At 54.0% G+C, this 23,956-nt stretch carries 25 protein-coding genes, 2 tRNA genes and 1 riboswitch; of the genes, 21 read left to right on the forward strand and 6 right to left on the reverse strand.

From position 1 onward, the window contains the following. Positions 1-140: 140 nt before the first annotated feature. The 14 genes from B5E62_RS15015 (at position 141) to B5E62_RS15080 (ending at position 12,859) form a co-directional block, all read left to right on the forward strand. Entirely contained in the window at positions 141-665 is a 525-nt protein-coding gene (locus tag B5E62_RS15015) for a cob(I)yrinic acid a,c-diamide adenosyltransferase (RefSeq protein ID WP_076776188.1), read from the forward strand. 164 nt (positions 666-829) lie between these two features. Then, positions 830-1,480, forward strand: a complete 651-nt coding sequence (locus B5E62_RS15020) for a GTP pyrophosphokinase (RefSeq protein ID WP_076776190.1) — start codon at positions 830-832, stop codon at positions 1,478-1,480. A gap of 95 nt (positions 1,481-1,575) precedes the next feature. Continuing rightward, a complete protein-coding gene (locus B5E62_RS15025) occupies positions 1,576-2,466 on the forward strand; it encodes a YitT family protein (RefSeq protein ID WP_242957977.1) in 891 nt (296 codons plus the stop codon). A 260-nt stretch (positions 2,467-2,726) separates the two neighbouring features. Then, positions 2,727-3,641 (forward strand): substrate-binding domain-containing protein, encoded by a 915-nt coding sequence (locus B5E62_RS15030; protein ID WP_076776192.1) that lies wholly within the window; start codon positions 2,727-2,729, stop codon positions 3,639-3,641. Positions 3,642-3,673: 32 nt separating this feature from the next. Continuing rightward, on the forward strand, positions 3,674-4,567 hold the full coding sequence (gene pstC, locus B5E62_RS15035) for a phosphate ABC transporter permease subunit PstC (RefSeq protein ID WP_076776194.1): 894 nt from the start codon (positions 3,674-3,676) through the stop codon (positions 4,565-4,567). Then, positions 4,560-5,420 (forward strand): phosphate ABC transporter permease PstA, encoded by an 861-nt coding sequence (gene pstA, locus B5E62_RS15040; protein WP_033125695.1) that lies wholly within the window; start codon positions 4,560-4,562, stop codon positions 5,418-5,420. The genes pstC and pstA overlap by 8 nt, the downstream gene beginning before the upstream one ends. A 14-nt stretch (positions 5,421-5,434) precedes the next feature. Beyond that, positions 5,435-6,184 (forward strand): phosphate ABC transporter ATP-binding protein PstB, encoded by a 750-nt coding sequence (pstB, locus tag B5E62_RS15045; protein WP_076776197.1) that lies wholly within the window; start codon positions 5,435-5,437, stop codon positions 6,182-6,184. A 3-nt stretch (positions 6,185-6,187) separates the two neighbouring features. Beyond that, the gene (phoU, locus tag B5E62_RS15050; protein ID WP_087175340.1) at positions 6,188-6,844 is read left to right on the forward strand and encodes a phosphate signaling complex protein PhoU; all 657 of its coding nucleotides are present in this window, start codon (positions 6,188-6,190) and stop codon (positions 6,842-6,844) included. 22 nt (positions 6,845-6,866) lie between these two features. Further along, on the forward strand, positions 6,867-7,541 hold the full coding sequence (locus tag B5E62_RS15055) for a winged helix-turn-helix domain-containing protein (protein WP_087175341.1): 675 nt from the start codon (positions 6,867-6,869) through the stop codon (positions 7,539-7,541). An 8-nt stretch (positions 7,542-7,549) separates the two neighbouring features. Next, positions 7,550-8,860: a sensor histidine kinase gene (locus B5E62_RS15060; RefSeq protein ID WP_087175342.1), complete on the forward strand. Its 1,311-nt coding sequence runs from the start codon at positions 7,550-7,552 to the stop codon at positions 8,858-8,860. Between the two features lie 269 nt (positions 8,861-9,129). Next, positions 9,130-10,350: an FprA family A-type flavoprotein gene (locus tag B5E62_RS15065; RefSeq protein WP_087175343.1), complete on the forward strand. Its 1,221-nt coding sequence runs from the start codon at positions 9,130-9,132 to the stop codon at positions 10,348-10,350. Beyond that, entirely contained in the window at positions 10,340-10,585 is a 246-nt protein-coding gene (locus tag B5E62_RS15070; protein ID WP_087175344.1) for a TM1266 family iron-only hydrogenase system putative regulator, read from the forward strand. The genes B5E62_RS15065 and B5E62_RS15070 overlap by 11 nt, the downstream gene beginning before the upstream one ends. Before the next feature lie 185 nt (positions 10,586-10,770). Then, positions 10,771-11,613, forward strand: a complete 843-nt coding sequence (gene dapF / locus B5E62_RS15075) for a diaminopimelate epimerase (protein WP_076776208.1) — start codon at positions 10,771-10,773, stop codon at positions 11,611-11,613. Positions 11,614-11,644: 31 nt separating this feature from the next. Continuing rightward, the gene (locus tag B5E62_RS15080) at positions 11,645-12,859 is read left to right on the forward strand and encodes an LL-diaminopimelate aminotransferase (protein WP_076776210.1); all 1,215 of its coding nucleotides are present in this window, start codon (positions 11,645-11,647) and stop codon (positions 12,857-12,859) included. A gap of 181 nt (positions 12,860-13,040) precedes the next feature. Here B5E62_RS15080 and B5E62_RS15085 read toward each other — a convergent pair whose 3' ends face one another. From B5E62_RS15085 to B5E62_RS15105, 5 genes are all read right to left on the reverse strand, one after another. After that, on the reverse strand, positions 13,041-13,298 hold the full coding sequence (locus B5E62_RS15085) for a hypothetical protein (RefSeq protein ID WP_087175345.1): 258 nt from the start codon (positions 13,296-13,298) through the stop codon (positions 13,041-13,043). Positions 13,299-13,548: 250 nt separating this feature from the next. Beyond that, a tRNA-Pro gene (locus B5E62_RS15090) sits at positions 13,549-13,622 on the reverse strand. 54 nt (positions 13,623-13,676) lie between these two features. Then, a tRNA-Gln gene (locus B5E62_RS15095) sits at positions 13,677-13,747 on the reverse strand. Positions 13,748-14,025: 278 nt separating this feature from the next. Further along, positions 14,026-15,129, reverse strand: a complete 1,104-nt coding sequence (locus tag B5E62_RS15100; protein ID WP_162610327.1) for an aldo/keto reductase — start codon at positions 15,127-15,129, stop codon at positions 14,026-14,028. Between the two features lie 92 nt (positions 15,130-15,221). Next, complete coding sequence (locus B5E62_RS15105; RefSeq protein WP_076776217.1) at positions 15,222-15,839, reverse strand: TetR/AcrR family transcriptional regulator; 618 nt, start codon at positions 15,837-15,839, stop codon at positions 15,222-15,224. 239 nt (positions 15,840-16,078) lie between these two features. Between B5E62_RS15105 and B5E62_RS15110 the strand changes: the two genes are divergently transcribed. From B5E62_RS15110 to B5E62_RS15145, 7 genes are all read left to right on the forward strand, one after another. Continuing rightward, entirely contained in the window at positions 16,079-16,417 is a 339-nt protein-coding gene (locus B5E62_RS15110; protein WP_087175347.1) for an SCP2 sterol-binding domain-containing protein, read from the forward strand. Between the two features lie 5 nt (positions 16,418-16,422). Continuing rightward, positions 16,423-17,367 carry an alpha/beta hydrolase gene (locus tag B5E62_RS15115; RefSeq protein WP_087175348.1) on the forward strand — a complete coding sequence of 315 codons (945 nt, stop codon included), beginning with the start codon at positions 16,423-16,425 and terminating at the stop codon, positions 17,365-17,367. Beyond that, positions 17,367-18,770 (forward strand): condensation domain-containing protein, encoded by a 1,404-nt coding sequence (locus B5E62_RS15120; protein WP_087175366.1) that lies wholly within the window; start codon positions 17,367-17,369, stop codon positions 18,768-18,770. Before B5E62_RS15115 ends, B5E62_RS15120 begins: the two co-directional genes overlap by 1 nt. 21 nt (positions 18,771-18,791) lie before the next feature. Further along, the gene (locus tag B5E62_RS15125) at positions 18,792-19,025 is read left to right on the forward strand and encodes an acyl carrier protein (RefSeq protein ID WP_087175349.1); all 234 of its coding nucleotides are present in this window, start codon (positions 18,792-18,794) and stop codon (positions 19,023-19,025) included. A 29-nt stretch (positions 19,026-19,054) separates the two neighbouring features. Next, positions 19,055-20,563, forward strand: a complete 1,509-nt coding sequence (locus tag B5E62_RS15130) for an AMP-binding protein (RefSeq protein WP_087175350.1) — start codon at positions 19,055-19,057, stop codon at positions 20,561-20,563. Between the two features lie 32 nt (positions 20,564-20,595). Beyond that, a riboswitch (M-box (ykoK) riboswitch) is annotated at positions 20,596-20,754 on the forward strand. Positions 20,755-21,145: 391 nt separating this feature from the next. Next, positions 21,146-21,604, forward strand: coding sequence for a hypothetical protein (locus B5E62_RS15140; protein ID WP_087175352.1), 459 nt, complete (start codon positions 21,146-21,148; stop codon positions 21,602-21,604). A gap of 144 nt (positions 21,605-21,748) precedes the next feature. After that, entirely contained in the window at positions 21,749-23,077 is a 1,329-nt protein-coding gene (locus tag B5E62_RS15145; protein ID WP_242957979.1) for an MATE family efflux transporter, read from the forward strand. On the opposite strand, the gene B5E62_RS15150 is transcribed toward B5E62_RS15145, so the two are convergent. Then, on the reverse strand, positions 23,074-23,946 hold the full coding sequence (locus B5E62_RS15150; protein WP_087175353.1) for a helix-turn-helix transcriptional regulator: 873 nt from the start codon (positions 23,944-23,946) through the stop codon (positions 23,074-23,076). The two genes, B5E62_RS15145 and B5E62_RS15150, sit on opposite strands and share 4 nt — an antisense overlap. Between the last annotated feature and the right edge of the window lie 10 nt (positions 23,947-23,956).

Genomic DNA, 23,956 nt, shown 5'->3' on the forward strand with positions numbered 1-23,956 from the left:
GCGATAGACATTATACCAGAAAAGGGAGGTCAATGCTCTTTTTATTGAAGATTTCCCTAAAAATCAAGGTTTCTATAGAATTTAGATACAAAAAAACAGGTAGTATTTGACACTACCTGAAGCAGCAAGGGGGTATAGGAATGAAAGGTACCGGACTGATACACATTTATTACGGAGACGGAAAAGGGAAGACGACAGCGGCCATGGGCCAGGCGATCCGGGCGGCGGGCAGCGGGCTGAAGGTCCTTGTCTTCCAGTTTATGAAAAATAATACTTCAAACGAGAGAAAGATCCTGGAGCAGATCCCCAATGTGACCTGTCTGCCGGGAAAACGCCACGTGAAGTTCTACAACCAGATGAACAGGGAAGAGAAGGCAGAATACAGACATTACAACACAAAGGCACTGGATGAGATCGCTAAATTCTGCATCAATTTTGACGTGCTGATCCTGGACGAGGCAGTCTGCGCGGCGGACCTGGGGCTCCTGAGCGAGGAGAAGCTGATCCACTTCCTGCAGCACAAGCCCAGGGGGCTGGAGGTTGTCATGACAGGACATCACGTGTCGGACGAGCTGATGCAGATGGCCAATTACGCCACAGAGATGCGGAAGGTGAAGCACCCCTACGATGAGGGGAGGAGCGCCAGGGAGGGGATAGAATTTTAAGCCGTCTCCCTGTATGGAGCGAATATAACTACTTTCTTAAATAAGTGTGAAGTCTATGACATTGTTTCCGGAGTGTGATATACTATTATGTAAGCAGTCTGCTGCAGGAGATAAAAAGGATATACATACAGCCTGCGGCATAGTAAGGAGTACAGATAGCAGCTATGGAAACACCACTTAAGATTTATGAGGATGTAGACAGCTGGAAGACGATCATGTTCCTCTATTCTTCAGCGCTGAAGGAGGTAGGGACAAAGCTGGAGATCCTCAATGATGAATTCCAGCATGTCCATCAATACAATCCCATCGAACATATCAAGACCAGGATCAAGACAGCGGAGAGCATTGTCAAGAAGCTGAAAAGGTACGGATACGAGACATCCATTGAGAATATGGTAAAGTATGTCAATGACATCGCGGGGGTCCGCCTGATCTGCTCATTTACGTCAGACATCTACAAGCTGGCTGAGATGATCGGCAATCAGAGCGACCTGAAGGTGCTCTCCATCAAGGACTACATCAAAAATCCAAAGCCCAGCGGGTACAAGAGCTACCACATGCTGGTGTCCGTCCCCATCTTCCTCTCGGACAGCGTGGTGGACACGAAGGTGGAGATCCAGATCCGGACCATCGCGATGGATTTCTGGGCCAGTCTTGAGCACAAGATTTATTATAAATTCGAGGGAAACGCGCCGGAATATATCAGCCGCGATCTCCGGGAATGTGCGGAGATGGTCTCCACACTGGACGAGAAGATGCTGTCGCTGAACGAGGCGATACAGGCGTGTCTGGAAGAACAGCAGTCAGGGACTTAAGCAGAAGCTTAGGTCCTTTTTCTAAAGCGGGAGGAAGCGTGCGGGGGGATGACCGCACGGCGGACGAGTATGAAGATACAGGAGGAAAAAAGGGAATGAGAGAGAAAATGACAGACGCAAAAAAAAGAGAGGCCGTGATCCAGGTGGTGTATGCGGTGGGAGGCAGTTTTCTGTTCGCCTTCGGCGTCAACGTGCTGATCACGCCCCTGGGACTCTACAACGGGGGCTTCATGGGTATCGCCCAGTTGATCCGGACCTTCATTGTCCAGGTGATACACGTACCGGTGCCGGCGGGGGTGGACCTGTCTGGTATCATCTACTTTATCATGAACATCCCCCTCTTTTACATGGGCTACCGGGTCCTGGGGAAGGGCTTTGCGGTGAAGACGCTGGTGACCGTAGGCATCCAGAGTGTGTTCCTGACCATCGTGCCCATTCCGGCAGCCCCCCTGGTAGACGATTACCTCACCTCCTGCATCATCGGCGGCATCGTGGCGGGTACCGGTACCGGCCTGATCCTCAGGGGGCGCAGCTCCGGCGGCGGACAGGACATCATCGGCCTGTGCTGCACAAAGAAATACCCCGGCTTTAGTGTGGGCAGGGTCAATATCATGATGAACGTGCTCGTCTACGCAATCTGTCTGTTCATGTTCAACATAGAGATCGTCATCTACTCGCTCATCTACACGACCATCCTGTCTATTGCCATTGACCGTGTCCATGTGCAGAATATCAATATGAGCGTTATGATCTTTACAAAAAAGACGGGCATTTCCCGGGCCATCATGGAACAGCTCGGCCGGGGCGTCACCAACTGGGACGGGGAGGGTGCCTACACAAACAAGACCTCCTACATCCTGTTTGTCATGATATCCAAATATGAGATGGGGCAGATCAAGCAGATCGTGCACAGTATCGACCCCCATGCCTTCATGATATTTACAGAGGGATGCGCGGTGGATGGAAACTTTGAGAAGAGACTCTGACCTGCCGGGGATGCCGGGCATCTAAAACAGATGAAAATGTGTAATTTGCAGAAAAATGGATATCCTTTCCATATGGGGACACCAGGTGTGCCCTGTGTGGGAAGGGTATTTTTTTGGCAGTAAGATTTCTACAAGTCTTCAGGATTTTACGTAGATTTAACATTCGGGTGATTTCAGATTTAACATTGCTCTTATAAGATAGCTACTGTCAAGAAAATACATAACAAAATTTCGCAGGAAAACAAAAGGAGATCAAAACCATGAAAATGAAAAAGTTTATGGCAGTATTGGCAGTAGCAGGAATGATGACAGGCATGCTCGCAGGATGCGGCAGCTCATCTGATGACACATCCTCAGACAGCGGCAGCACAGACACAGCAAGTGAGTGGGATGCCTCCAACGATATCACCATCGTATCCCGTGAGGACGGGTCCGGTACAAGAGGCGCCTTCACAGAGCTGTTCGGCGTTGTTGAGGAGGTAGATGGCGAGGATGTTGACATGACAACAGCAGACGCTCAGATCACAAACAACACCTCCGTTATGATGACAACAGTTGCTGAGAACGAGTACGCGATCGGATACATCTCTCTTGGCTCTCTGGATGACAGCGTAAAGGCTCTCTCCATTGACGGAGCAGAGGCCACAGCAGAGAACATCGAGAACGGATCCTACAAGGTATCCAGACCTTTCAATGTAGCAGTAAAGCCTGACAGCACAAACGAGGTTGCCGCAGACTTCATGAGCTTCATCATGAGCACAGAGGGACAGCAGGTTGTATCTGACGAGGGTTACATCCCGGTGGCAGACGTTGAGGCATATGCAGGAACAGCGCCGGCAGGCGACTGTGTAGTAGGTGGTTCCTCTTCTGTATCTCCTCTGATGGAGAAGCTGGTAGAGGCTTACAAAGAAGTGAACCCCAACGCTAACATCGAGCTCCAGACATCTGACTCCACAACAGGTATGACATCCACTATCGAGGGAAGCTACGACATCGGTATGGCATCCAGAGAGCTGAAGGAGGATGAGGCTGCTGAGCTTACACCGACCGTGATCGCTACAGACGGTATTGCAGTCATCGTAAACAACAACAACCCGACAGACGAGATGACATCTGACCAGGTAAAACAGATCTACACAGGCGAAGTATTCTCCTGGGATGAGATTGCTGAGTAATCCTACTATAAGATAAGAGGAAAAAGTAAAAAATGAAATCTAAAGCATGGACTGAAAAATTCATGCAGGGAGTGTTCTTAGTTGCCGCCTGCGCTTCGGTGCTGGCGGTAGCACTCATTTGTATCTTTCTTTTTGCAAATGGTATCCCTGCAATTGGTGAAATCGGATTTGTAAAGTTTATTACGGGTGATATCTGGCGCCCGAACAATGAGCTGTTCGGCATCTTCCCGATGATCATCGGAAGTCTCTATGTGACAGCGGGGGCCATCATCTTCGGTGTGCCCATCGGTATACTCACCTCTGTCTTCATGGCTATGTACTGTCCGAAGCAGATCTATAAACCGCTGAAGGCTGCCACGGAGCTGCTGGCAGGCATCCCGTCCGTTGTGTACGGCTTTTTCGGCCTGGTGGTCGTTGTGCCGCTCATCCGCGAGTTCGGACGGACATTAAAGAGCCTGGGACTGGTGGACCGTGCGGGAGACGGAAACAGCATCCTGACTACCTCCCTTATCCTCGGCATGATGATCCTCCCGACCATCATCGGCACAACAGAGAGCGCCATGAGAGCGGTGCCCGCCCACTACTATGAGGGCTCTCTCGCTCTGGGAGCGACAAAGGAGAGAAGTATCTTCCGGGTCATCATCCCGGCGGCAAAATCAGGTGTGATCGCAGGCATTGTCCTGGGCATCGGCCGGGCTATCGGCGAGACCATGGCAGTCATCATGATCGTGGGCAACCAGCCCCGTCTGACAGCCAGCATCCTCCAGGGTATCCGTACCCTGACAGGAAACATCGTCCTGGAGATGGGCTATGCTACAGGGCTGCACAGAGAAGCGCTGATCGCTACAGGCGTTGTGCTCTTTGTGTTCATCCTGATCATCAACTTCAGCGTGGCATTACTTAAGAGGGGGGCGGACCATGAGTAACAAAATGACAATAAAAGATAAGTTCAATACCTATCTGAAGCATCCGGGCTCCTTCGTGGTATTCCTTCTTGTTATGCTCGCGGCGGTCATTACCTTTGCGGTGCTGATCTTCCTGATCGTATACATCCTTGTAAACGGGCTGCCCCACATCACCCCGTCCCTGTTCTCGCTGGAATATTCCTCTGAGAACGCGTCGGTAGTGCCGGCCCTCATCAACACAGTGATCATGACGCTGCTCTCCCTGATCATTGCCATCCCCTTTGGTATCTTTTCCGCTATCTTCCTTGTGGAATATGCCGGCAAGGGCAACAAGTTCGTGGAGGTCATACGTCTTACAACAGAAACACTTTCCGGTATTCCCTCCATCGTGTACGGCCTGTTTGGTATGCTCTTCTTCGTAAACACGCTGGGGTGGGGCTTCTCACTCCTGGCCGGTGCGTTTACCCTGTCCATCATGATCCTTCCGCTTATCATGAGGACCACGGAGGAGGCGTTAAAGGCAGTTCCGGACTCCTACCGTGAGGGAAGCTTCGGGCTGGGGGCAGGTAAGCTGCGGACCGTGTTCCGCATCGTGCTTCCGTCTGCTATCCCCGGTATCCTGGCAGGTATCATCCTGGCCATCGGACGTATCGTAGGCGAGACAGCCGCTCTGATCTACACTGCCGGTACAGTGGCACAGGTGCCCACCAGCGTGTTCGGTTCCGGACGTACACTGGCTGTGCACATGTACAATCTGTCCAGTGAAGGTCTCTACATGGACCAGGCGTACGCGACGGCAGTCATCCTGCTCGTCCTCGTTGTAGGCATCAACGCGCTGTCAAGCGTGATCGCAAGAAAACTGACTAAAGCATAGGAAAGGTAAAGGAAATGTCGAAGATAAGTATTAAGAACCTTGACTTGTACTACAGTGACTTCAAGGCTCTGAAAAATGTAAATCTTGAAATAGAAGCCAATAAGATTACCGCTTTTATCGGACCTTCCGGATGCGGGAAATCTACCCTGTTAAAATCTATCAACCGCATGAACGACCTGGTGGAGGGCTGCCGGATCGAAGGGAGCATCGAGCTGGACGGACAGAACATCTTCAAAGGGATGGATGTCAATCTGCTGAGAAAGCGTGTGGGAATGGTGTTCCAGAAGCCCAATCCCTTCCCCATGAGCATTTACGACAACATCGCCTACGGTCCCAGGACCCACGGCGTGCACTCCAAGTCAAAGCTGGATGACATCGTGGAGAAATCCCTGCGGAATGCAGCAATCTGGGATGAGTGCAAGGACCGTCTCAAGACCAGTGCCCTTGGCATGTCCGGCGGACAGCAGCAGAGGCTGTGTATCGCCAGAGCCCTGGCTGTGGAGCCTGAGGTGCTCCTCATGGATGAGCCCACATCCGCCCTGGACCCCATCTCCACCTCCAAGATCGAAGACCTTGCGATGGAGCTGAAAAAGGACTATACTATTGTCATGGTCACACACAACATGCAGCAGGCCGTGCGTGTGTCTGACAATACAGCATTTTTCCTGCTGGGTGAGGTCATTGAGTACAATGATACAGAGAAACTGTTCTCCATCCCCTCAGACAAGAGAACAGAAGATTATATCACAGGGAGGTTTGGTTAGGATATGCGTAATAAATTTGATATGCAGCTTGAGCTGCTCAACGAACAACTGACACGTATGGGAGAGCTCTGCGAACTGGCCATCAACCGGGTGACAAAGGCCCTTGTGGAGGGAAACCTGGAACAGGCAAAGAAGGTCATGGCCGCAGATGAGGAGATCGATCAGATGGAGAAGGATATTGAGCGTCTCTGCCTGAAGCTTCTTCTTCAGCAGCAGCCGGTGGCAAAGGACCTGCGCCAGATTTCCGCAGCTCTTAAGATGATCACGGATATGGAGCGTATCGGCGACCAGACAGCCGACATTGCCGAGATCATCATCTCCGCAGGCATGTCCGAGGCGGGAGATGTCAAGAAGATCGAGGAGATGTCCGCAGGTGTGGCAAGGATGGTAAATGACAGCGTGACTGCCTACGTGGAGCGCGACCTTGAGCTGGCCAGAAAGGTCATGGAGGCAGACGACAATATCGACAGGCTCTTTGACGACATCCGCGGCAGCATCATCAATCTGATCGCGGAGGGCAACAGAGGAGAGCAGGGCGTCGACCTGATCATGATCGCCAAGTATCTGGAGCGTATCGGCGATCATGCCACCAACATCGCCGAGTGGGTGGAGTTCTCCATCACAGGTGTCCATAAAGGAGCGCAGGCGGTCGAGGCATAAAGGATAACGAGGGAGAAAACTGATGATTTTTTGTGTGGAGGATGACAGCAACATCCGAGAACTGGTTGTATATACATTGGAGACAACAGGATTCAAAGCCCGCGGATTTGAGGACGGGAGCAGTTTTCTTGAGGCTCTGGCGCTGGAAACGCCAGAGCTTATTCTTCTTGATATCATGCTCCCGGGAGAGGACGGCATCTCCCTGCTCAAGCAGCTGAAGGCGTCGGTGAAGACCCAGGACATCCCTGTGATCATGATGACCGCAAAGGGGACAGAGTACGACAAGGTGATGGGACTGGACCTGGGGGCTGACGACTACGTGACAAAGCCCTTTGGCATGATGGAGCTGATCTCCCGGATCAAGGCGGTGCTGCGCAGGAGTAAAAAGAATTCTGTGAAGATTGAAGACAAGATTGCCCTGGGCCACATTGTCATGGATGTGAAAAAGCATGAGGTCCAGGCGGACGGACAAGTAGTCACACTGACCCTGAAGGAGTTTGAGCTCCTGAAGCGGATGATGAAAAACCCGGATATCGTGCTGACAAGGGATCAGCTGCTGGAGGATATCTGGGGGTATGATTTTGACGGGGAGACAAGGACGGTGGATGTCCACGTCCGGACTCTCAGGCAGAAGCTTGGAAGTGCGGGAGAACAGATACAGACTGTCCGCGGTGTGGGCTACCGCATGAGCGAATAGGAGATTTTATGAGACGAAAAATACAGCGGAGCATGATCCTTGTTATTGCGGCCACGCTCCTGGTCTCCATGGCCCTCCTGACGTTTGTCGTGTACAGGCAGAACGTGGGGCTGATGGAGGAGGAAGCAAGGCAGGAGGCAGGGTATATCTGTGCGGCGATAGAGGCGTCCGGGTCCGCATATCTGGAGGAGATGGATGCCCAGCAGGAGGAGACCAGGGTCACCTGGATCGGCAGTGACGGAGATGTCCTGTATGATTCCTCGGAGGGACAGGAGGATATGGAGAACCACGCGGACCGGCCGGAGGTGCGGGAGGCGTTCCAAAGCGGAGCGGGACAGGATATACGTGAGTCCGATACACTGGGCAGACAGATGTTTTACTATGCGCAGCGTCTCTCGGACGGCTCGGTCCTCCGGGTCTCAAAAACAATCTCCAGCGCTCTTGGCTCGGCGCTGCAGATCCTGCCGGGAATGGCAGTGATAGCAGTGCTGATGGTAGGCCTGGCCTGGATGCTGTCAAAATGGCAGGTGTCAAAGCTGATAGAACCTATCAATAAACTGAATCTGGAACATCCCCTGGAAAATGATGTTTATGAGGAATTGACTCCATTGTTAGAAAGTATGGACAAGCAAAATAAGGAAAAAGAAGCAATTGCAAATATGAGAAAGGAGTTTTCGGCAAATGTTTCTCATGAGCTGAAAACGCCGCTCACGTCCATTTCCGGATATGCGGAGATCATGATGAACGGGCTTGTCAGGCCCGAGGATGTGCGCGGATTTTCCGAGAGGATCTACAATGAGGCCAGCCGCCTTATCGTGCTCATTGAGGATATCATCCGGCTCTCCAAGCTGGATGAAGGCGGCGGTGAGGTCGAGAAGGAAGAGGTTGATCTCTATGCCCTCACAAGAGAGGTGTGCTCGCGTCTGGCCCACAAGGCGGAGAAGCACAGTGTACATGTGGAGGTGTCCGGGGAGCCGGTCAGCATCCTGGGCATCCGTCAGGTTCTCAACGAGATGATCTACAATATCTGTGAGAACGCGATCAAGTACAATAAACCCGGCGGAAAGGTGGACGTCTGGGTGGGGAGCACTCTGAAGGGAGTGAAGGTGATCGTCACTGACACTGGTATAGGCATACCGGAGGACCAGCAGGAACGGATATTCGAGCGCTTCTACAGGGTGGACAAGAGCCACTCCAAGGAGACCGGAGGCACGGGACTGGGGCTTTCCATTGTTAAGCACGGAGCTATTCTCCACAATGCCTCCATCCATGTGGACAGCAGCCTGGGAAAGGGTACCAGGATGGAGCTTACATTCTGAACAGCCGGAAAAGTACGAGGGACAGGGAAAGGCCTGTCCCTTTTTGTGTAAATTGCCGCTATGCTGCGAAAAATACGTCAAAAATTCAGCATACACAGAAGGATAAGTATGGTATAATAACCACAGCGTGGTTATTATACCTGCGCATAGAGCGGTTTCTGCGGAACCGCAGAAATCCGCCGCGCATCTGCCGGAGGCCCATGGCCGCCGTGCGGCCATGGTATAATAAGGTGGCAAAAAAACGGATAGATAAACAGGAGGTTTAGTATATGCAGATCACAAGAAAGGTAACAGACGACATTACATGGGTTGGCTGCAATGACAGAAGACTGGCTCTCTTTGAGAACCTGTTTCCCATTCCACGCGGAGTCTCCTACAATTCTTATCTCATCCAGGATGAGAAGACTGTCCTGTTGGATACAGTTGACAGCAGCGCATCCCAGCAGTTCCTTGAGAATGTGGCCTATGCCCTGAAGGGGCGAGACCTCGATTACCTTATCGTGCAGCACATGGAGCCGGACCACTGCGGGACGATCGTGGAGGTCATGAGGACTTATCCCCAGGCAAAGGTGGTGGGCAGTGTCAAGGCACTCCAGATGATCGGCCAGTTTTACGATGTCAGCGGTTTCGACGCTGAAGAGCGGATGATGGCTGTAAAGGAGGGCGATACATTGGCCACAGGGGCGCACACCCTCCATTTTCTCATGGCGCCCATGGTACACTGGCCGGAGGTCATGGTCACCTATGACGAGAAGGACAAGGCCCTCTTTTCGGCGGATGCCTTTGGCACCTTCGGTGCGCTGAACGGAAAGCTTTTCAGCGATGAGGTGGACTTTGAGGGGGAGTGGCTGCCGGATGCCAGGAGATATTACGCAAATATCGTGGGCAAATATGGTGTCCAGGTGCAGGCTCTCCTGAAGAAGGCGGCAGCTGTGGATATCCAGATGATCTGCCCCCTTCACGGACCGGTGTGGAGGAGCGGTCTGTCCTGGTTCATGGACAAGTATGACAAGTGGAGCCGGTATGAGCCCGAGGATAAGGCTGTGGCCATCATCTACGGCTCCATCTACGGAAATACGGAGAATGCGGCGGACGCACTTGCCTCCCGACTGACGGACAAGGGCGTGAAGGATGTGAAGATGTACGATGTGTCCCGGACTCATGTGTCAGAGCTCATTGCGGAGATATTCCGGTGCAGCCATGTGGTGCTGGCGTGCTCCACATACAACGGGGGCATCTACCCGCCCATGGCCGACCTGCTTGAGGATATGAAGGCACTCTCCGCGCAGAACAGGACTGTGGCTCTCATGGAAAACGGCACCTGGGCGGCCGCATCCGGCCGGCTTATCACGGCAAAGCTGGAAGAGATGAAGAATATCACTCTCCTGGACACAAAGATTTCCATCAGGTCTGCACTCCAGAACGGAAGAGAGACTGAGCTGGACGCATTTGCGCAGCAGATCGTGGAGGAGATGCAGGATGGAGAGTAAAGTAGTGGTGGTCAGCATCATTGTCAGGGACGAGGAGGCCGCTGCGGCGGTGAATGATCTGCTCCACGAGTACAGACAGTACATCGTGGGCAGGATGGGCATTCCCTACCGACAGAGAAATGTGTCTATCATCAGTGTGGTGATGGACGCGCCGGGAGAGGTGGCCAGCGCGCTCTCCGGCAAGCTTGGCATGCAGCCCGGTGTGACGGCAAAGACGCTGACGGCAAAGGTATAAATACTGGCGCGAGGATATGGCTGGTTCCCAATGACGGGAGCTCTCCAGGCTGTCTCCGGGATGATTTCCCGGGACGGCCCGGCGGGCTTCCGTTTTTTTTCGTGGAAGGCGCACTTCTAAAACAGGTGGCTGCGGCCGTATATATGAAACAAGAAGGACTACAGGCCAGGAGGCAGAGGCGTGCTATGAGGTTTGCGAAAATGCAGGGCACGGGGAATGACTATATCTATGTGAACTGTCTGGAGGAGGTGGTCAACGAGCCGGATATCCTTGCCAGGCGCCTGAGCGACCGGCATTTCGGCGTGGGTGCGGACGGCCTCGTCTTGATCCGCCCTTCCGGAAGAGCGGATTTTGCTATGGAGATGTACAATGCGGACGGTTCCCGGGGAGAGATGTGCGGGAACGGCATCCGCTGTCTCGGAAAATATGTGTACGACAGGGGACTCACAGATAAGAGAGAGCTGGATATACAGACCGGGTCCGGCACCCGGCATCTTCGGCTTTTCCCGGGGGAGGGGGACGGGGCAGGCGGCGAGATCCGCATGGTGGAGGTGAATATGGGGAAGCCTGTCCTGGAGGCGGACCAGGTGCCCGCCATCTCGGAGCACACCTGCATGGTACATGAGCCCGTGCGGGTTGGCGGTGTGGAGTACCCGATGACGGCAGTCTCCATGGGAAATCCTCATGCGGTCATTTTCACGGGCCATGTGAGGGGGATCGACCTGCAGCGGCTGGGGCCGTCTATAGAGTACCACGGCCGCTTTCCCAGGCGGGTGAATGTGGAGTTCGCCCAGGTGGAGGACCGGCGGACTGCCAGGGTGCGGGTGTGGGAGAGGGGGAGCGGGGAGACCCTTTCCTGCGGCACCGGGGCCTGCGCGGTTCTTGTGGCTGGTGTATTAAATGACTTGACAGACCGCCAGGTTACGGTAAAATTAATAGGAGGAGACCTGCTGGCGGAGTGGAGGGAGGAAACCGGTGAGATTCTGCTGACAGGGCCCGCTGTCCATGTGTTTGACGGTGAGGTATAAAAGATAGTAAAAGATAAGGAGAATACAAGAGATGTTCAAAGTAAATGAAGATTATCTGAAACTGCCCGGCAGTTACCTTTTTTCAACCATCGGAAAGAAGGTGTCAGCTTACCAGGAGGCGAATCCGGAGAAATCCATCATCCGCCTGGGTATAGGCGATGTGACCCAGCCGCTGGCTCCGGCCATCATCGACGCGCTCCACGGCGCGGTTGACGAGATGGCTCACGCGGAGACCTTTCACGGCTATGCGCCGGACCTTGGCTACGAGTTCCTGCGCAGTGCCATGGCGAAAAATGACTACCAGGACAGGGGCTGCGACATTAAGGCGGACGAGATATTTATCTCCGACGGCGCAAAGTGTGACTCCGGAAATATCCAGGAGATTTTTGCAAAGGACAATAGGATCGCTGTGTGTGACCCTGTGTACCCGGTGTACGTGGACACAAATGTCATGGCGGGCCGCACAGGCACCTATGACCCGAAGACAGAGACATGGAGCGATGTGATCTACATGCCCTGCACAAAGGAGACAAATTTTGCTCCGGAGCTTCCGAAGGAGACACCGGACATCATTTATCTGTGCTTCCCCAACAACCCCACAGGCTCCACCATCACAAAGGCACAGCTCCAGGAGTGGGTGGACTACGCCAACAGGGTGGGCGCTGTCATCATCTACGATGCGGCCTATGAGGCATATATTTCCGAGGAGGGTGTTCCACACACTATCTACGAGTGTGAGGGGGCAAGGACCTGTGCCATCGAGCTGCGCAGCTTCTCCAAGAACGCAGGATTTACAGGCGTGCGCCTGGGAGCCACCATTGTCCCGAAAGACATTAAGTCCGGCGATGTGATGCTCCACTCTCTGTGGGCAAGACGCCATGGCACAAAGTACAACGGCGCGCCCTACATCGTGCAGAAGGCCGGTGAGGCTGTCTACTCTGAGGCAGGAAAAGCACAGCTGAAAGAGCAGGTGGCTTACTATATGAACAATGCAAAAGTCATCTATCAGGGACTGAAGGATGCGGGCTACAACGTATCCGGCGGCGTCAACGCCCCGTACATCTGGCTGGAGACACCGGCCGGCATGACATCCTGGCAGTTTTTCGACCACCTGCTGGAGAACGCCGGTGTTGTGGGTACGCCGGGCTCAGGCTTTGGCCCCAGCGGAGAAGGCTACTTCCGGCTGACCGCTTTCGGCTCCTATGAGAACACAGTGGCGGCCATTGATAGGATAAAGAAAATGTAATCGTAATCGGGGACGTGATCCTTTTAAAAAGGATCACGTCCCCGATTATCTTTTGTGGTGGGGAATTGTGTGAATTGTGACCGGGAGGGACACACTTTCGCATTGGTTTTGCTGGAATATAGAGGAGTGGTCAGCCAATACGGGGAGACACAGCTTTGACAATTGAGAAAAAAGTGGACACTCAAAATAGAGGCTGCCTGTAATAGTCCCTGACGCCGATGCCGATAGTGGCCCAATAGTTTGCTTTTTTCATCTCGTCTTCGATTTCGGCTTCATCCATCGGCTTTCCGTCCGCAGTGGCTTCCGCTATCATATCCTCCACATCTTCGGGGACAGAGGGGCGATATATTCCAACGCTGATATTTAGAAACCCATAAGAATATCCGTCCTCGCTATCGTCAATCTCCCCCTGATTTTCTTCGCTGAGTACATTGTACAAAGTATCTGCCGTGCATTTCCTCCGTCTGAATGTTCAAATGTTTTCGATCATTTATCTTTTGCTCAGTAACTGCTGTCCACAGTATGATTCTGTCTTCTTGATCGTACAATAAAAAGATATGCAGATTTCCTGTCACTGCATACCTTTGAAAACGGATGTACGGCGGTTGTATCCACAAAACTGAAAATGAAAAAGCAACCGGCTTTCTGATTTTAGAAAAAGAAAATCCCCCGTGAAAACGAGGGATAAGTCGGAGTGACAGGATTTGAACCTGCGACCTCTACGTCCCGAACGTAGCGCTCTACCAAGCTGAGCCACACTCCGTTGATATTGACCGAAACTTCCTTTTACAGAAGTTCCGGTGCCCCTGCCAAGGAACTACGGATAGAGGACTCGAACCTCTACTAACAGAGTCAGAGTCTGCTGTGCTGCCATTACACCAATCCGCATTACTAAGCTTCTGTGTTCGTTTTGTTCAGCGAACAAATATTATTATAGCAGGCTTTTCCAAAAATGCAAGCACTTTTTTGAATTTTTTTCTTTTTCTCTTTTGGGGAATGCCAATCTGTTATACCGTGAGTAAAAATGAGAGAGGAGAGACCAATTCCGGCCTCTCCCTTTTCGGATGCTGCTTATGATATATCACTCCGGCGCACTCGGGTGTTCTGTTCTGCGATGACAACGTGCTGCGGAAAACAGAGTAAAAAGACCGGTCAAATTCCGCAGATCAGCGAAGCTCTGCATATTTTTTCATGACAGCAGGAATGTTGATCCTCTGGGGGCACCTCCTCACACAAGCTCCGCACTGGAGACAGGCCTCCGGGCCCTTTATCTGAGTCAGCTGGAACAGCTTCCACGGCTCCCCGCCGACAGTAAGTTCATTGTAGCCCTGGATCAGAGCCGGGATATCCAGATCCGCCGGGCAGACGGGACAGCAGTAGCGGCAGGAGGAACAGGGGACGCCAAAGGAATCCCGGAAAGCATTTACTGCCCTTTCCAGCGCTGTACGTTCTGCTGCGGAGAGTGCGTTGGACTCCCTGAATACCTCTGCATTCGCACGGACCTCCTGGGGAGAGGACATGCCGCTGAGGACGCACTGCACATTGTCCAGCCCCATCAGATAGCGGAAGGACCAGGAGGGGATTGACTGTCCCGGTGCGGCGGCATGCAGGATGTCCTCCGCCTCCTGGCTTAAGTGTACGAGGCGGCCGCCCTTCAGAGGCTCCATGACCCAGACCGGGATATTGTGTTCAGCCAGGATCTCGTACTGACGTCTGCCGTCCAGCATTGTCCAGTCCAGGTAATTGAGCTGGATCAAAGCCATGTCAAAGCCGGGGTGCCACTGAAGGAATTTTTCCAGCCCATCCGGCGCCGCATGGGAAGAAAAGCCGAGATAGCGGATCCGGCCGGCCTCCTTCTGTTTGAGCAGGTAGCCTATATAATCCCGCTCCGGATCCATATAGTCGTCGAAAAACTGTTCCTGCACGCTGTGCAGCATGTAAAAGTCAAAATACTCTGTCCGGCAGCGCGCAAGCTGCTCCTCAAAGACATGGTCCAGATCAGTCCGGGCTCCCACATAAAACTTGGAGGACAGATAGTAGCTGTCGCGGGGATGGCGGGACAGCGCTTCGCCGAGAAATCTCTCGGAGTCAGTATTGTGGTAGGTGAAGGCAGTATCGAAAAAGTTGATCCCTTCGATGAAGGCCTGGTCGATCACTTCCATTGCCCCTGTGCGGTCAATGGAGGCTGCGTTTCCGGGCACGGTGGGGAGCCGCAGGCTTCCCAGACCCAGTGCGGAGATCTTGTTTCCTCTAAACTCTTTATAATACATGGCAGGACAGCTCCTTTCTGAAAATTGACACATCATGGAAAATATGGAGGCTTCTTTCCTGTGACAGCAGTCTCTTTAAACCGGGGAAACTTTCATGACAGAGGGCTCCTCAAAAAGTTCAACGAGCCCGCCGGATTTTCCGTCCCCTTCTCCAGCAGCAGGATGAGGGCGTTGATGGTCCGCTCGATGTCCTCCTTTGAGGAGGGGACAAGGGAGTTGTCGAACTTGACTGCCAGGACGATCAGCACGATCTCGGCCAGGCCATCGGGATCGCTGAAGTGGATATCTCCTGTCTCCACACCCTGCCGGATGATCTCCGCCAGGACGGGCTTTAGCTCTGTGATGATGTGATTGACGTACTTCTGGCGGAGGAAGACCTTCTCCTGGGTGTCGGAGCCAGCCCGCTCCTCAGACTTGAGGAACTCGGAGGAGGAGCTGCGGCAGGCCTGGAAGATCATAGCCATCCTGGTGAAGGGCGAGATTTCCGTCTGGTCTGCCAGGTCCTTCGCGGTCCGGAGAGGCTTCTCGTAATTCCGCTCCACAAGGGCGTCCAGGATAGCGTCCTTGGAGGGGAAATAGTAGTAGATGCTCCCCTTGCCGATGCCTGCGGTCTGGGCGATGTCGCTGACAGAGATGGTCTGCATTTTCTGATTTTTCAAAAGCTCCTGGAGAGCGTCCAGGATCCTGTTATATTTCAGTTGATTTGGCATGTGTGTCACCTTTCCTTCCGGTCCTTCCCGCTGGTATCCGCCTGCATGAATTCAACATACAATATACCACAGAACGGGGGTGCGGGCCAACTGTAAAAACGCACAAAAAACAGAAAAAACATGGCTGTATTTTGAGGGTAACGATAGTTGACCACTGGCCGAAAAGATGTTACTCTAACAGGGAAAAGGATATGACCGTTGGTCGAAAAAGAGAGAAAACGGTCGAGAAGGAGGATGCTATGACCTACGCAGATATGTTTTCAAAGGTAAAGGGCATGCTGATGGATGCGGATGTCAGCGATATCCACGAGCATCTGGCATACCAGTTCAACATCACCGGTGAGGCGGAAGGGATCTTTTACGCGGAGGTGAAGGACGGGCAGCTCTATGTGGAGCCCTACGAGTATTTTGACAGGGACGCCATGTTTACCTGCTCCGCGGAGACACTGTTCAAGATCGCGGACAGAAAGACGGACCCCATCCTTGCGGTGACGCTTGGAAAACTGAAGGTGGAAGGCAATATCGATAAAGCTATAAAACTGAAGGATCTGATCAACAGCAAGAAGAAAAGCAGGTGAGAAGAATGGGCAGATTACTGAAAGGGGCGGCCCTGCTCCTGGGGGCCGCGGCCGCGGCGGAAGCCGGCGGGACAGCTTACTTCTACAGAAGGACCATGAAGAGATACAACGCAAAGGTGGAGCGCACCATAAAGATGTCCGGCGTGGACTGGGAGAGCCATTTTCCCTTCATGCATGAGCGCAGCGACTGGATGATGGCGCAGCCCCACGAGGACGTGTGGATCCGGTCCAAGGACGGGCTGAAGCTGCACGGTACATATTTTCCGGGGAACGGGGGGACAAAGGCTGTCATCTGTTTCCACGGGTACACCAGCAAGGGGCTGAACGACTATGGAAGTCTTTCTTATTACTATCTGGATCACGGCTTCCGGATGCTCCTCATCGATGAGAGAGCCCACGGCGACAGCGAAGGCACCTACATCGGATTTGGCACCATGGACCGGCTGGACGGACTGGAATGGGTCAGATGGATGATCGAAAAGACCGGCGATGACGCCCAGATCCTGCTCCACGGAAACTCCATGGGAGGCGCCACCGTCTGCATGATGGGCGGCATGGACCTTCCGCGGCAGGTGAAGGGTATCGTGTCCGACTGCGCCTTCACATCCGCCAGGGACGTGTTTACTCATGTGCTCCACAGCATGTACCACCTGCCGGCGTTTCCCATGATTCAGATCGCGGACAGGGTAAACCGGAAAAAGGCGGGCTACGGCCTGGACGACTGCAATGCGGCCAGGGAAGTGAGAAAGGCAAAGGTGCCCTTCCTCTTCATCCACGGGGATGAGGATATCTTCGTACCCTGCTGGATGTGCGAGGAAATCTATAAGAACTGCGCGTCGCCCAAGACAAAGCTGATCGTCAAGGGTGCGGGCCACGGAGAGAGCTACTATAAAGATACCAAGGCGTACGAGGAGGCCCTGGATGTATTTATCGGAGGAATAATGAAATGATGAGAACAAGAAAAGGTCACAAAGTGTATCCGCTGACTGTAGCCCAGAAATTCCACATGTACTATGCGCCCCACTGCCCCAGCATGGCGGTGCTGAATATCGGGACAAGCCTGACCATCGAGGTGGAGCTTGACTGGGAACAGCTGAAGAAGTCCATCAACGAGGCCTACGCAAGGAGCGAGGCCATGCGCGTCCGCTTTGCCAGGGATAAAGAGGGGACCTGGTATCAGTATGTGACGGACCCGGAGGAGATGGATATCGAGTTCGCGGATTTCTCCGGCGGGACTGTGGAGGAGGCGGAGGCCCAGATGCAGCAGTGGACCACCGTGCCCTTCAAGATGTTTGACTCTCCCCTGACAAGGATCGTCATGATCAGGATGCCGGACGGATTTAACGGCGTGTACTTCCTTGGTAACCACATGATCGTGGACGCCCAGTCCCTCATCTGCTTCCTGAAGGATATCATCGAGCTGTACTGCAGCGCCAAGTACGAGGGCGTTCCCTACCCTAAGGATATGGCCTCCTACATTGAGCAGATCGAGAGGGATTTCGCCTACGAGGCGGGCAGCAGGGCGCAGCAAAGAGACAGCGAGTATTTCCAGAAGGAGATCGAGAAGTCCGAGCCCATCTACAATGACCTCCACGGCACGGCCAAGCTGGAGTCCATGAGGGAGAGGTTTAAAAATCCAGAGCTTCGGTCCGCCTTCTGCGTCACCGACGACACAACCTCCGCCCTGGATATCTTCCACCTGGAGGCAGAGCCCACAAAGAGGCTGATGGATTTCTGCGAGAAATACCACGTGTCCCTGGCATGCCTGCTCCTCATGGGACTTCGCACCTACTACCAGAAAATGAACGGATCTGAGGATGTGTCCCTGACCACCACTATCGCAAGGAGGGCCACCCTGAAGGAGAAGAAGTCCGGCGGCACCAGGATCCACTCCTTCCCCTTCCGGACCATTTTCCCGGAGGACATGAAATTTATCGACGGCGTATACGCCATCCGGGACAAACAGAACGAGTACTTCCGCCACGCGAATTACGACCCCACAGCCTACTTTGCCTACCGGGCCAAGACCTATCCCCAGCCCCAGGCGGGACTGGGCTACGAGCCCATCTCCCTGACCTACCAGCCGCTGACCCTGAAGGAGAAGGGACTGGACCAGCTGGGAGACATCCGGTACAAGACGAAATGGTACCCCAACGGCATCTGTCCCCAGGGCATGTACCTGACTGTCATGCACCGTCCGGAGGACAACGGGCTGGACTTCAACTTTGAACACCAGATCAAGGCAGTGTCAAAGGAGGAGCTGGAGTACCTGTACTACTATCTGTGCCGTATCATGTTCAAGGGAGCGGAGAACCCGGACCTGACCATCGGCGAGATCATCAAATTAGTTTAGTGTAGAAAAAGGAGAAGGACCATGTTTGAGAAATTAGTTGATATCATCTGTAACTATGTGGAGGTGGAGCCAAAGGACATCCATCCGGGATCACGCTTTATGGAGGACCTTGGCTTTACGTCCTTTGACTTCATGAGCATGCTGGGCGAGATAGAGGACGAGTTCGACGTGGAAGTGGAGCAGACAGAGGCCGCAAACATCCGCACCGTGCAGGAGGCTGTGGACTATCTGGAAAAGCTGACCGCTGAAAATTGATCTGAAAGCAGAAGAAAGGGTGGGAAGATATGCTTTGCAGTACTGTCCGTGAGATACTGGCAGGTACGGAAGAAAAGTACGGGCCAAAGGACGCGATACGCTATAAAGTGAGTAAAAATGAAATTGTATCGAAAACCTACACACAGCTAAAGGAGGACAGCGAGAGCTTCTCCTGCGCCCTCAGAGACCTGGGAGAGCAGGGAAGCCACATCGCGGTCATCGGCATGACCTCCTACGAGTGGCTGGTGGCCTACTTTGGCACTGTGGACAGCGGCAGCGTGGTGGTGCCCCTGGACGTGAACCTGCCGGCGGAGGACGTGTGCGACCTGATCAGCCGGTCGGACTCCACGGTGCTCGTCTGCGATGAGGTGAGAAAAGACGTGGCCGCCATGGCGAAGGAGAAATGCCCTCAGCTTCGCAGCATTATCTCCATGCAGAAGGAGGATCACGACGAGCAGGCCTCCGCCTTCTGGAAGCTGCTTGAGGAGCACAGGGGGAGCTTTGACTATGAGCCCCGGCCGGACCAGCTCTGCACCATCATGTTCACCTCAGGCACCACGGGAAAGAGCAAGGGTGTCATGCTGACCCACAGGAATGTGGCGGAGAACGCCACCTGCCTGGACATGAAGATCCCGGAGCGGATCGTCATCATGACCGTGCTCCCCATCCACCACGCCTACTGTCTCAGCATGGATATCCTGAAGGGCGTGTCCCTGGCGGCGGTGATCTGCATCAATGACTCCCTCATGCGGGTGGCCAAGAACATCAAGCTCTTTAAGCCGGAGATGATCCTGATGGTCCCCCTGATGATCGAGACCATGGCAAAGAAGCTGGAGGAGGCCTCCCTACTGCCGGCGAAGATCGTGAAGAACCAGGTGTTCGGAAAGCAGTTCCACACCATCTGCAGCGGCGGCGCCTACCTGGACCCCAAATACATCGACATGTTCAAGAAGTATGACATTGTCATCCAGCAGGGCTACGGTATGACCGAGTGCTCCCCTGTCATCAGCATCTCCCAGAGGTGGAACATCCGCAGCGACTCCGTGGGACAGCTTGTGCCCAACTGCCAGGCGAAGACAGTGGACGGAGAGCTCTGGGTGAAGGGCAGCAGCGTCATGCAGGGCTACTACAAGATGCCCCAGGAGACGGCGGAGACCCTGGAGGACGGCTGGCTGAAGACCGGCGATCTGGGCTATGTGGACGAGGAGGGCTTTGTCTACCTGACAGGCCGCAAGAAAAACCTCATCATCACAAAGAACGGGGAGAACGTGTCCCCGGAGGAACTGGAAAATGCCCTCAGCGGGAACCGCCTTGTGGGTGAGGTGCTCGTCCGTGAGAAGGGCGGCGTCATCGAGGCAGAGATCTATCCGGACCAGGACTACGTGAAAAAGAAGAGGGTGAAGGACGTGAGGGCGGCCCTCCAGGAGGTCATCGATGAGTACAACAGGACGGCGGCTTCCCAGAAGAAGATCTACAGCCTCGTCGTCCGGGACAAGGAATTTGAGAAGACCACGACGAGAAAGATAAAGAGATTTTAATGGTTGACAGATTTTTTGAAACATGTTATTTTTTAGCTGTTCGGTAGGTAAGGCTACTGCAAGGGATATGGACTGTTGCCGCGAAATAGTGGAGACACTATGAGAGGGTTTGAACAGGGTGCATCGACAGCAAGGTGTACCATAATACAGTTTCACCGCCCTGCAGAGTTAAAGCTCATACGAATATGCGAAAGGTATGCTTTCCCTGTATGTTCACCGGACATACAGGGTTTTTTATTCTGCCGGAGGCTTTTGGAGGAGCCGGGCGGGAGAAAAGGTGCATGAAAGAAAATGCGGAGGACGAAAGGAAGGTGGGCACACTTATGTATCACAGTAGCAGCAGCGGAAGTGCAAAGCGGTGTCGGGCAGAGCGTGGATCTCTGCTGCGGAGGCATGGGTGTGCCGGTCCGTAGCTTTATTTCTGCATGCTTTTCCACCGTTTTGTGAGAAAATCTTACAGGCGGTGGTTTTTTTATTTTCCGGAGATGACAGGCTCCTGGCATATAAAAGTCCCCCGGCAGATGACCGCTGTACTCTTACCAGCGCACTGAACAAAAATAAAACGTCGGGAGGTACAGAAGCATGAAAAAAATGACCAGAAGCATGACAGCGACATACGATATTTCCTGCACGGCCATGTCCTGGGACAATGTAGATGAGGACTGGCTGCGGGTGCCGAGAAAATGGGACGCCTCCGGGATAAGCAGATTTATGCTCTGGAACGGTCCGGTGAGCTCAGTGTTCGACATTGTCACCTTCGGGGTGCTGTATTTTGTGATCTGCCCCGCGTGTACAGGCGGCCAGCTGTTTTCCCGGATTTCCGGACAGGAGGGCCGGGCTTCCGCCCCGGTCACCCTCCTGTCTCTGGCGGGCATTGCGGCCGCCACCTGTCTCCCTTTCACACCTCTGGGAGGCGCTCTGGGCCTTGCGCCGCTGCCGGCTGCGTACTTTGCCTGGCTCGCCGCCATCGTGGCCGGGTACATGGCGCTGGCCACCGCTGTGAAGAAGCTCTATATGCGCAGGTACGGGGAGTGGCTGTGAGATAAGGAGCCCCGGATAACTGCAGCCGGCGTCTATTGACGAAAACGGGAGAAAGCAGTAAGATAGCCATGGCAGAAAGTAAAATGGAGGGACCGGACCTTGAAAAGGAATAAATATGAAATAGATATGTGCAACGGAACCATTATGGATAAGCTGATCTCATTTTCGCTTCCCCTGATGCTGACCAGTATCCTTCAGCTCATGTTCAACGCGGTGGATATCATCGTGGTGGGGCGCTTCAGCGGGAGCGACGCGCTTGCTGCCGTAGGCTCCACCACGGCTCTGATCAACATTTTCACCAATCTCTTTATTGGGATATCCCTTGGGGCGAACGTGCTGGCGGCAAGGTACTATGCGGCCGGGCGGGATCAGGAGATGTCAGAGTCGGTACATACAGCCATCGCCCTGGCTCTGGTCAGCGGCGTCATCATGGCCTTTGTGGGCTTTGCCATGTCCCGCTTTGCCCTGGAGCTGATGGACACGCCCGGGGATGTGATCGGTCAGTCCACCACGTACATGCGCATCTACTTCCTGGGCATGCCCTTCTTTATGCTCTACAACTACGGGGCAGCCATCCTGCGGGCAGTGGGTGACACGAAGCGGCCCCTGATGTTCCTCTGTGCGGCAGGCCTGGCAAATGTGGCGCTGGACCTCCTGCTAGTCATCGTCATCCCCCTGGACGTGGCCGGCGTGGCCATTGGTACGGTGGCCTCCCAGATGGTCTCCTGCATCCTGGTGCTCCGGTGCCTCCACAGGACGGAGGGGAGCTATCAGCTCCGCTTTTCAAAGCTTAGGATCAGAGCTGTCTACCTGAAACGGATCTTCCAGGTGGGCATACCGGCGGGCATCCAGAGCACGGTCATCAATTTTTCCAACGCCATGCTCCAGTCCTCGGTCAACTCTTTCGGCTCCATCGCCATGGCAGGCTACACGGCCGCCAACAATATCCTGGGCTTCCTCTATGTGTCTGTGAACGCAGTGACCCAGGCCTGCATGAGCTTTACCAGCCAGAACTACAGTGTGGGCAAGCAGAAGCGGATGGACCGGGTCCTGACAGACTGCATGATCCTGTCGGCAGGTGCGGCCCTGGTGCTGGGCGTGGGCGCCTATGTGTTCGGTTCCCGCCTCCTTGGGATATACACCTCGGACGCGGAGGTGGTGCAGTGCGGTCTGGAAATCCTGTCCATCACAACAGTCCCCTATTTCCTCTGCGGCATCATGGACCTTTTCCCGGGGGCTCTGCGCGGCATGGGGCGCTCCGCTGTCCCCATGATCCTGTCCGTGATCGGGACAGTGGGGACCAGGATCGTGTGGATATACGGGTTCTTCCCCCATAACAGGACACTGCGCTTCCTGTTCATCTCCTACCCGGGGTCCTGGATATTTACCATCGCCATGCAGGCAGTGTGCTTCTGGATCGTGCGGAAGCAGTGCATACGTCAGTTGAAGCGGGAGGGTATCTACACGGTCTAGCTGCTCCCTTTGCCAGTTCCGGGCACCTGGTGCAGGGCCCGGAACTGGCGGGGCGTCAGGGTGGTATACTTTTTGAACTGCTTGGAGAAGGAGAAGCTGTCCGGATACCCTGTCCGTGCGGCGATCTCCTGCACGGACAGATCGTCCTGCAGGAGAAACTCCTTGGCGTTGTTCAGACGCTTCTGTATGAGGTAGGTGTGAGGAGGGATCTGGAATTCCTGGCGGAACAGCTTCCGGAAATTCTCATATCCAAGCCCCAGATACTCTGCCGTGCCCCGGCAGCTGTCATCCGGGATCTGTCCGCTTCCAAGGAGGTCTCTTGCCTGGTACAGGAGACTGCGCACAGAGGGGTGGAGACTCTGCTTCCTGTGCATGTCATAGATGCCGAAGACGAGCTGCTGAGCCTCCAGGAGCAGATAGGGGAGCTGCTCCGGGGAGGAGTGCTCCAGGTGGTCGTAGAACAAAAGGCACCGGTCCAGAAGGGACTGGTTAAGACCCGGGCAGAGGACCGGCTGGTCCTGGAGGAGCCCCATGTGGGTGAGGGCCCGGTAGGTCTCATACCCAAAACAGACAAAAAACTCCAGCCATTTCCCGTCCTCCTTTGTGATGGTGGAATGGCGGACATAGGGAATACGCTGTATAAAGCATCCGGGATAGATCCGGGTGCTTTTTCCGTCCCTGTCCATGTAGGTGCCCTCCCCGCTCAGGAGAAGAAGGGCGCCATAGTACTTAAAAACCAGATTTTCGTTCTGGGGGAGATGGCGGGTGTGGTGGATAAATCCACAGCTTAGGATGGAGTTGTTGGGGTCCAGTCCCAGCGTTCTGTGGACGGACCTGGTGACGAAAAGTTCCTTTGGGATGTGGAGCAATGAAAATCCT

Source organism: Lachnoclostridium sp. An118, from assembly GCF_002160985.1.
Taxonomy (GTDB): domain Bacteria; phylum Bacillota; class Clostridia; order Lachnospirales; family Lachnospiraceae; genus Claveliimonas; species Claveliimonas stercoravium.